This is a genomic window from Nostoc cycadae WK-1, from assembly GCF_002897135.1.
In the GTDB taxonomy this organism is placed as follows: domain Bacteria; phylum Cyanobacteriota; class Cyanobacteriia; order Cyanobacteriales; family Nostocaceae; genus Nostoc_B.
In genome coordinates this window covers 1-8,252 of the sequence record NZ_DF978458.1, presented here as the reverse complement: position 1 = coordinate 8,252, position 8,252 = coordinate 1, and the positions used below count along the sequence as shown (strand labels likewise).

Here is an 8,252-nt window from a genome sequence, read left to right as displayed (position 1 = left end):
TCTAACTTTTACAAGTTGTCCATTGTTAATGATCACAAGGCATTTATTTACAAGTATTTAAAACTTACGGTTGCTATCAAAATAACAAGTATTTATATTGAGTGACATATTTTCTCTATCAAAATCTCACTTTTAAAGGATTGAATTTTCTGGCTGATACGTAGCACAAAGTATGTGCAGCGGTAAACCCAAAAACTACATACTTTGCCAAGCTGTGTTCAGCGTGACAAAATTACTTTGATACGTGCAAATCTTGTTAAATTTTTTGGTCTATCTGACAAAATACTGAAAATTAGTATGAGCGCCAAGCAAATTTACGGGAAACAGCTTTATCTTCAAGGTGTTAGAGGTTAGAAGCTAATGGGGCGAATTGAGAAACGGCCAGACAACCCGCGAGTTAGAGGCGAACTATCGAGATCAGCCGAAACAGCACTCTGGGCTGTTGTGGAGGATTTAGAAAATCTCCAACAAAACGTGCTGAGATCATTGCAAGAAGAAATAAAACGGCTACAAACAGAAAAAGAACGACTGTACGATGACATTCAAAAGCTGTTAGAGGAAAAAGAACACTTACAGCAAGTGCGACAAATTACCGAACAGCAAGTGTTAATTCGTCAGTTGGCAGAAGTTTTAGCCAAACATATTTCTTCGCAGCTGCAATCATCGCTCAAGAATTTAGCTAGTGAACTGAAGATGAGTGGTGCTGACGAACAAGCAGTACTCAAATCAGCTGAAAGTAATGAGCAGATTAAACAAATGCTAGGCACTTTGGATGATACTCTCACCATTACTTTTAACTCGCTGCAACAGGAACTAAAAAATTATCAAGGTAATCTTTCTGGGCAATTGTCTCGGATGCAAAGCCAGCAACAGCAAGGCGAAGTTATTGTTGAGGAATTAGTTAATCACCTGCGCGGTGAATTAACCAAAGTTATTCAAGAAACGACCCAAGTAACTAAACCATCACCGCCAACAGTTTTACAACCACCGGATGAGCCACCGTCGGGTAGTTCTGTAAAACAATCGCCACCAACAGTTTTACAATCAAGTGAGCGATCGCCTAATACTTCTTTCAAAGTAGCTTCATCCACGGTTTTACAACCAGATGAGCCATCATCAGCGAGTACAGCGATAACTTACCCATTGTTGTCAGAAGTCACCAACAAATCGGATGACAACCAGACTACATCTTCTGCACCAGTAACATCCTCAGCAGTTATTATTCCACCGACTCAAGAAACCCCTACCCAGCCAATTTCCATTGCTCCCAAGGATTTTCCCCCTAAAGAGAAACCACCTGAGCCAATTGTTTTACCCAGCAAAGATATTGCGGAAAGTGAAACCTTCTCTTCACCTAGCAACGTTAAGGCGAGTGAACAAAATTCTGCACTCCGCCTAGATGTGCCAGAAACTCAAATAAAATTTTCCTCAATTAAGGCTAGTGAGCCAGTTTCTGTTCTCAACCCAGATGTAGTTGCAGATGAAACAATATCTCCACCTGCTGCATCAGAACCTAAATCAAGAAGGTTAGGCAAATCTCAAAGTTTATCCCCAGTGCAAATTGGGTTTTTACTGGTTGTGTTGTCTACAGTCGTGTCTTCACTGTATAACGTAGCGGTGAAGATGATGTTCCACCAAAATTCTGCGGTGGTTGGTAGTCTGGCTGTAGAACGGTTGTTATTACCCACTTTGGGAAATATTTTCTTAATTTTGTTGCTGCGCTTGGCAATCGTAGTACCGCTAACGTTGCTGTTAGCGCCAATGATGCACCCCCAAGTTTGGCAAGATATCAAAAACTTGATGGAATCATTTCAAGGTAAACCTTCAGCAGCTAAGGTCAAAGCACAGAGAGTTTTGCAACTATCAATTGCTAGTGGTTGCTTTTTGTTTTTATCTCAAGTGCTAATTTATATGGCGATCGGCCAAGTAACGACAGGTATGGCGATCGCACTGTTCTTTATCTATCCCAGTGTTAGCGGTTTACTGTCTTGGTTGTTATTCCGCGATAAACCCAGCAAAGTCCGCGCTGCGGCAATTGGGGCAATTTTCTTGGGTGAATTATTCGTGTTAGGCGGCGCTGCAACTGCGGGGATCAGCGATTTTTCTGTTGGTAGCACTGCTGCCATTTTTGGTGGTGTTGCTTTTGCCTGTTATGTAATTTTGACCCGGATCTGTGCAGCGAAACTGCATCCTGTGTCTTTTACTTTAATTAGTTTCACCACCATGTTTGTTTTGAGTTTTATCGGTTTAATGTTGCCCCTACCAAGCAATTTAAGCCTGGACATTGATGGTTCTAAGTTACTAGAGATTATTTTAAGTGCTTTTATTTTGGGGGTACTGACACTTTTGAGCTACGTTCTCAACAATGTTGGTATTCGCCAATTAGGAGCATTGCGATCGGGCATTATTGGCGCAGGTGTACCTATCTTAACCGTAGTTTTTGCAGGTTTGTTAATTCAGGAAAATTTAGAAATTATTCAGATTTTAGGCGTTTTATTTGTCACTTTTGGTGCTGCTGCTTTCAGTTTCGAGAAAATGCGTCATCAAGTTAAATCTTCTAGTGCTGAAACTTAAATGTCGAAAAGCAGGCATCTGACAGCCAGGAAAGTTAAAAATCTAATGTTAAATGGACTAGACATTATCTCAACTTTGATTTTTAACTTTTCAATTCTTTATTTTGTTTTAATAATTTTGTATAAGCCTTCCCTAATAGCACAATTGCCTTAGCAATATAACAACAATTTCAGGAAATATATAGTCTTGAATCTGGTAATTGCATTTCGACACCAGATAATTGTATATTTCATAAATAATAAAATATAAAATTACTTTCACTGACTTCACAAGAGTTTAACACCCAAGTATTTAGGATAAAACAATTACTAAAAGTTCGATTCTTATCAGTAAATTGCCATCAAACTGCTGTGAATATTTAGACAATATCTATTTTTGATACACTCTTAAACCATCATTTTTGTAGCTAAAGTATCAATTAACTTGTTAAATCATAAATGATTAAAAATCTCTTTTTCGTATTCATTGAAATATCAGGAATCCTTAATAATTACTAGTATCTAAGCTAGGACAGATTGAACATCTATTTAATATTAAGATTGGGTTAATTTACACAAACTTGATAAAAAATCTGACAGAATAGAATATCATAATTGAAGGCAATAAAAGGTATTTAGGACTAGGAATTATCTACCTGCTTTGAGGAATTTAATTTTCCTATGTATTAACCACCGAAAGATGCCAACAAATTGTCAAAAGATGTGAGTATCTATGGTAGTCTACTAGTTATCTACTCAACCTGAAATTTGTTGCAAGTTCAGTAGGCGATTGACTCTGAGATTACTCCTCAACAGGAAATCACCGGGTAACTGAAGTTCTCTACAAACCCAAAGAAATTAGTCATTCTTGGGAAAGGTGCTTACCATAAAATCCATCAGCTAGTTACTGCTATTTCAGCAATAAGGTTTGTTACCACAATTAGGAAGAATTTCCTGTTGTCACTAGTAAAGGATGCAAAAGTCTTGAACCTGAAGACAATCTTTATAGATTAAACCGGGAAAATAGATGCTTTTGTAATGGGGATGACAAGTAGAGAAAATAAACGGTTATTTTCAGAGTCTGTCAGGAAAAGATAACAATAGCCAAATAAAGCAGCTTCTTTTTAATAGTCATTTGCTATATAATTCGGAGCCATTGGCAGTTTCGACTACTAGTAACATAAGAGTCACAGCATCCTAAAAAGTCTAAAGTAACGACATCGCCTCAAGTTGGGTGTATACTACTTACTTTCCTCTGACTATAAATCTGTAAACGTGCTATTTAACTGTCTGTAATATGAGTAACGACATAGATCTGATCAAACGTCTTGGCCCTAGTGCGATGGATCAGATCATGCTTTATCTGGCTTTTAGTGCCATGCGTACGAGTGGACACAGGCATGGAGCATTCTTAGATGCAGCAGCCACGGCAGCTAAGTGTGCAATTTATATGACCTATCTCGAACAGGGACAAAACCTGAGAATGACGGGTCATTTGCACCACCTGGAACCCAAGCGAGTCAAGATTATTGTTGAAGAAGTTCGGCAAGCACTGACAGAAGGCAAACTGCTGAAAATGCTGGGTTCTCAAGAACCACGCTATTTAATTCAACTGCCTTACGTTTGGATGGAAAAATTTCCTTGGCAACCAGGGCGTTCCCGTGTTCCTGGGACTAGTTTGACCAGTGAGGAAAAAAGACAAATTGAGCAGAAGCTACCTGGAAATTTGCCAGACGCGCAATTAGTTAGCTCTTTTGAGTTTCTGGAACTGATTGAATTTCTGCACAAGCGATCGCAAGAAGTTCTCCCACCAGAGCATCAAATGCCCTTGAGTGAAGCCTTGGCAGAACACATCAAGCGTCGGCTGCTTTACTCAGGTACAGTAACTAGAATTGATTCGCCTTGGGGAATGCCCTTCTATGCACTGACTCGTCCTTTCTATGCACCAGCCGACGATCAAGAACGTACTTATATCATGCTAGAAGATACGGCGCGGTATTTTCGGATGATGAGAAACTGGGCAGAGAAACGACCAAACTCCATGCGTGCTTTAGAAGAACTGGATATTCCCCCAGAAAAGTGGGATCAAGCAATGGAGGAACTTGATGAAGTTATCCGCGCTTGGGCAGATAAATATCACCAAAGTGGTGGTATTCCTATGATTTTACAGATGGTTTTTGGTAGAAAAGAAGACTAACAAAGTTTCTCTGAAAACTTCCGGCTAATCAAATAAGCATCCTCAAACTCAGCAACCGACAATTTGAGATCAAATGTATCATCATCACGACGGTTAGGCTCCTGCTGCAAAACCAGAGACATTGTGAATTTTTTGTCTCTTATAGCAGGATGCTTCCGTTGCCATCCACTTTTAAAAGTTGGATGATTAGTATTTTTGAGCTTTATATAAATAAACAGGGTTATTTTTAGTCAACCATCTGTCATTAAAAAATAAGTCACTATAGTCATATTAAAACTTAGGCAGTCAAACGCAACAATCAATAGGTATAGGAATTTAGGATGTAAATGAGCAAAACCCTTACACCCTAAATTCTTATACCCAATTTCAACAACTAAGCTTTGTGCCTAAGTTCTGTAATCTTAAATTTATGGCAATGTCGGTGAAACCGTGAGTCCATTCGCTGTTTCACTAGCATCAATACAAGTATCTAACGCTTGTACTGGTGTTAAAGAAATTTCTTTACGCAAGCCAACAACACAATCAGCAAAAGTGACAGGCTGTAAACTGCGACCACAGTAATTTAAAACGGCTGGGTTAATTTCTTCTTTGGTATTGAGGCTAACATCTACAACACAACTAGCTAATTCCTTTGGACGACGCGCCCTTGTACAGTAAGCCAGCGCATCTGTTGGGTCAATTTTTGTTCTCTGTTTAATTGTCGCCACACAAGCAGATAAATCTCTGGGACGTATTGCTGTAGCACAACCTTGGGCTGCTGCTGGTTGTGCTACACCGGCTTTTAAAAGTTGCGCCGCACAAACACGGTAACTATCGTGGTCATCAGAAAATAATGTCAAAGCCGTACTGGGAAGGCTAGATGTCCATAGTCCGGCTATAGCCAAAACTGGTGTAGCCCAACGAATGGTCTGAGTCTTGAGTATCCCAGAAATATACTTGCTTTGAGGTTTTCTAGCTTTACTAACCTTTTGTGTTTCCATTGCCATTTTCCAAAAACCCATCAGTTCTGCTAACTCAAATGTACGATAACTCTGATTGATCTTCAGGATTCTGACACTTGGCTGTTGAATTCTTCTATTTATGAATTTTTGATGATTAAATTTTGGATTTTTGGCATTTTTCATTTACAGATATTTATAATAGTATGTCTGGGTAAAATTTAAACAGGATTAGATTAAGGAAACTCATGTCCCGATACAGAGGGCCACGCCTCAGAATTGTACGTCGCTTAGGCGAATTACCAGGTTTAACTCGTAAAAGCGCAAGACGCGCCTATCCACCGGGTCAGCATGGTCAGAACCGCAAAAAGCGCTCTGAGTATGCTATCCGTCTAGAAGAAAAGCAAAAGCTCCGTATGAACTACGGTCTCACAGAAAAGCAACTGCTACGCTATGTCCGTAAAGCTAGACGCGTTACTGGTTCTACAGGACAAGTACTGTTGCAATTGCTAGAAATGCGCTTAGATAATACCGTTTTCCGCTTGGGGATGGCTCCTACAATTCCAGCAGCGCGTCAGCTGGTAAATCACGGCCATGTCACAGTCAACGGTCGTGTAGTAAATATTGCCAGTTACCAGTGCCGTCCTGGTGAGGTAATTGCTGTTAGAGATAAAGAACAATCACGGAAGTTGGTCGAAACTAACTTGCAATATCCTGGTTTAGCTAACCTTCCCAGCCATTTGGAATTTGACAAAAATAAGCTGGTTGGTAAAGTTAACAGTGTTATTGAGCGCGAGTGGGTGGCTCTACAAGTTAACGAACTGCTGGTTGTGGAATACTATTCACGCCAAGCGTAGTCAAGAGTCAAAAGTCAACAGTCAAGAGTCAAAAGACTTTAGACTATTGACTTTGGACTATTGACTAACCACCAATTTGCGACATCGTGCGGCTGTATGTGCCGCTTGTACCAGAGTCGCGGCCTTTAAAGTTAATTTCTGGCTTAATAGCTAATAAGTCTCTGACTTGCTCTCGTAAGTAATGGATGCTCACACCAGAGCGTAGAGCAGTTTTTAAGTCTAATTGACCAGTTTCATTTAATAAACAAGGACGTAACCAGCCATCAGCGCTCAGACGCATTCGGTTACAACGATCGCAAAAACATTCTGACATCTGGCTAATAAATCCCAGTGTCCCCTTTGCTCCCGGAATTTGAAAAACATCAGCAGGCCCACTACCACGTATTTGTGATTCTGCCAATCCCCATTGCTGGCGGATACGTTGGCGTAAATCAGCAGAAGATACCCAACCGCGATCGCCAAATAATTGCCAATTGCCGATAGGCATAAATTCAATAAATCGGACGTGCCACTGTTTGTCAATTGTGAGGGCGGCTAAGTCCAGAACTTCGTGGTCGTTAACACCTGGGATCACAACTACATTGAGCTTCAAAGGGTCAAATCCTACCTTGTAGGCTGCTTGAATCCCGTTCCAAACCTGTTCCCAGCGAGAACGTCCGTGATTGCCGATAATTTGATCGAAGATATCGGGATCAAGGGAATCTAGGCTGATATTAATTCGGCGTAAACCGACATCGTAAAGATTTTTGGCGATGGGTGCAAGTAAAAAACCGTTGGTTGTCATCGACAAGTCTTTGGTTTCGGGTAATGATGCGATCGCTTTTACTAAATTTACTACCCCAGGACGCAGTAGAGGCTCTCCCCCAGTTAAGCGAAACTGCGTAAAACCAACAGGGATAAACACCTCTTGAATCAGAGTCAGTAGTTCTGCGTCAGTGAGAAGCTGTTGTTTGAGGGCATATTCTAGTTCTGCACCCTCCGGCATACAGTATTGACAGCGAAAATTACAGCGATCGATTAAACTAATGCGGAGATAGTCTACCTGGTTCATTTTAGAGTATTTATTTCTATTGTATTTTTCCTAGAGGGTAAGCAATCTTGCTTACCCGATACCTTGCAGTATTGCTCACCTGACTTTAATCCCTATCAAGCAGGTGGCGTGGCGTAAGATGTAATTTACCCAAAAAAATATAACAGTTACCGATAGATAAAGTGTAGTAAATAAATAAAGGCGCAAAGCCTTGCGCCTTTAGCTTTGAGTATATTTAACTTAACAGATAACTTTCTTCCCTAGCTGGGGGATTTTTTTGGTAGATGAAAGCTTATCGATGCAAATTTTTCCGGGAGATGCGCTGTAGTCGCAGAACAATTAATTGGTAGATGCACCCTGATAACTTTCTTCCCTAGCTGGCTAACACTGGCTGGGGGATTTTTTTTGGTAAATGAATGCGTGTCGGTGCTGATTGTGCCGGGAGATGCGCTGTGGTGGGAAAACAAGTAGTTGGCGGAGGCAGCCGGATAATTTTATTCACTAGCTGGCTAATACTGGCTGGGGGATTTTTTTTGGTAGAAGAAAGAGTAGAGATACAACTTTTTCCGGGAAATGCGCTGAGGAAGTAGAACAAGTAATTGTGGGATGCCCCCTGATAACTTTCATCCCAAATCGGCCAGTTATGGCCGGGGGATATATCTAGATTACTCACAGCAC

6 protein-coding genes are annotated in these 8,252 nt (G+C 40.6%); 3 read left to right on the top strand and 3 right to left on the bottom strand.

Going from position 1 to position 8,252, the window contains the following annotated elements:
- Positions 1–360: 360 nt before the first annotated feature.
- Both NCWK1_RS28570 and hetR read left to right on the top strand, forming a co-directional pair.
- Entirely contained in the window at positions 361–2,574 is a 2,214-nt protein-coding gene (locus NCWK1_RS28570; protein WP_103123304.1) for a DMT family transporter, read from the top strand.
- A gap of 1,275 nt (positions 2,575–3,849) precedes the next feature.
- Positions 3,850–4,749 (top strand): heterocyst differentiation master regulator HetR, encoded by a 900-nt coding sequence (hetR, locus tag NCWK1_RS28565; RefSeq protein WP_096582476.1) that lies wholly within the window; start codon positions 3,850–3,852, stop codon positions 4,747–4,749.
- Between the two features lie 407 nt (positions 4,750–5,156).
- Here the strand turns inward: hetR and NCWK1_RS28560 are convergent, their stop codons facing one another.
- Entirely contained in the window at positions 5,157–5,873 is a 717-nt protein-coding gene (locus tag NCWK1_RS28560) for a hypothetical protein (protein WP_245894795.1), read from the bottom strand.
- A gap of 62 nt (positions 5,874–5,935) precedes the next feature.
- Here NCWK1_RS28560 and rpsD point away from each other — a divergent pair, with 62 nt between their 5' ends.
- Positions 5,936–6,544: a 30S ribosomal protein S4 gene (gene rpsD / locus NCWK1_RS28555; protein WP_096582478.1), complete on the top strand. Its 609-nt coding sequence runs from the start codon at positions 5,936–5,938 to the stop codon at positions 6,542–6,544.
- A gap of 64 nt (positions 6,545–6,608) precedes the next feature.
- On the opposite strand, the gene moaA is transcribed toward rpsD, so the two are convergent.
- Both moaA and NCWK1_RS29825 read right to left on the bottom strand, forming a co-directional pair.
- On the bottom strand, positions 6,609–7,595 hold the full coding sequence (moaA, locus tag NCWK1_RS28550) for a GTP 3',8-cyclase MoaA (protein WP_103123303.1): 987 nt from the start codon (positions 7,593–7,595) through the stop codon (positions 6,609–6,611).
- Positions 7,596–7,947: 352 nt separating this feature from the next.
- A partial coding sequence (locus tag NCWK1_RS29825) for a hypothetical protein (RefSeq protein WP_187308274.1) occupies positions 7,948–8,252 on the bottom strand: 305 nt, incomplete at its 5' end.

Coding starts and splice junctions, on each gene's coding strand:
- NCWK1_RS28570 (WP_103123304.1), top strand. CDS start 361: ATGGGGCGAATTGAGAAACGGCCAGACAACCCGCGAGTTAGAGGCGAA.
- moaA (WP_103123303.1), bottom strand. CDS start 7,595: ATGAACCAGGTAGACTATCTCCGCATTAGTTTAATCGATCGCTGTAAT.
- hetR (WP_096582476.1), top strand. CDS start 3,850: ATGAGTAACGACATAGATCTGATCAAACGTCTTGGCCCTAGTGCGATG.
- rpsD (WP_096582478.1), top strand. CDS start 5,936: ATGTCCCGATACAGAGGGCCACGCCTCAGAATTGTACGTCGCTTAGGC.
- NCWK1_RS28560 (WP_245894795.1), bottom strand. CDS start 5,873: ATGAAAAATGCCAAAAATCCAAAATTTAATCATCAAAAATTCATAAAT.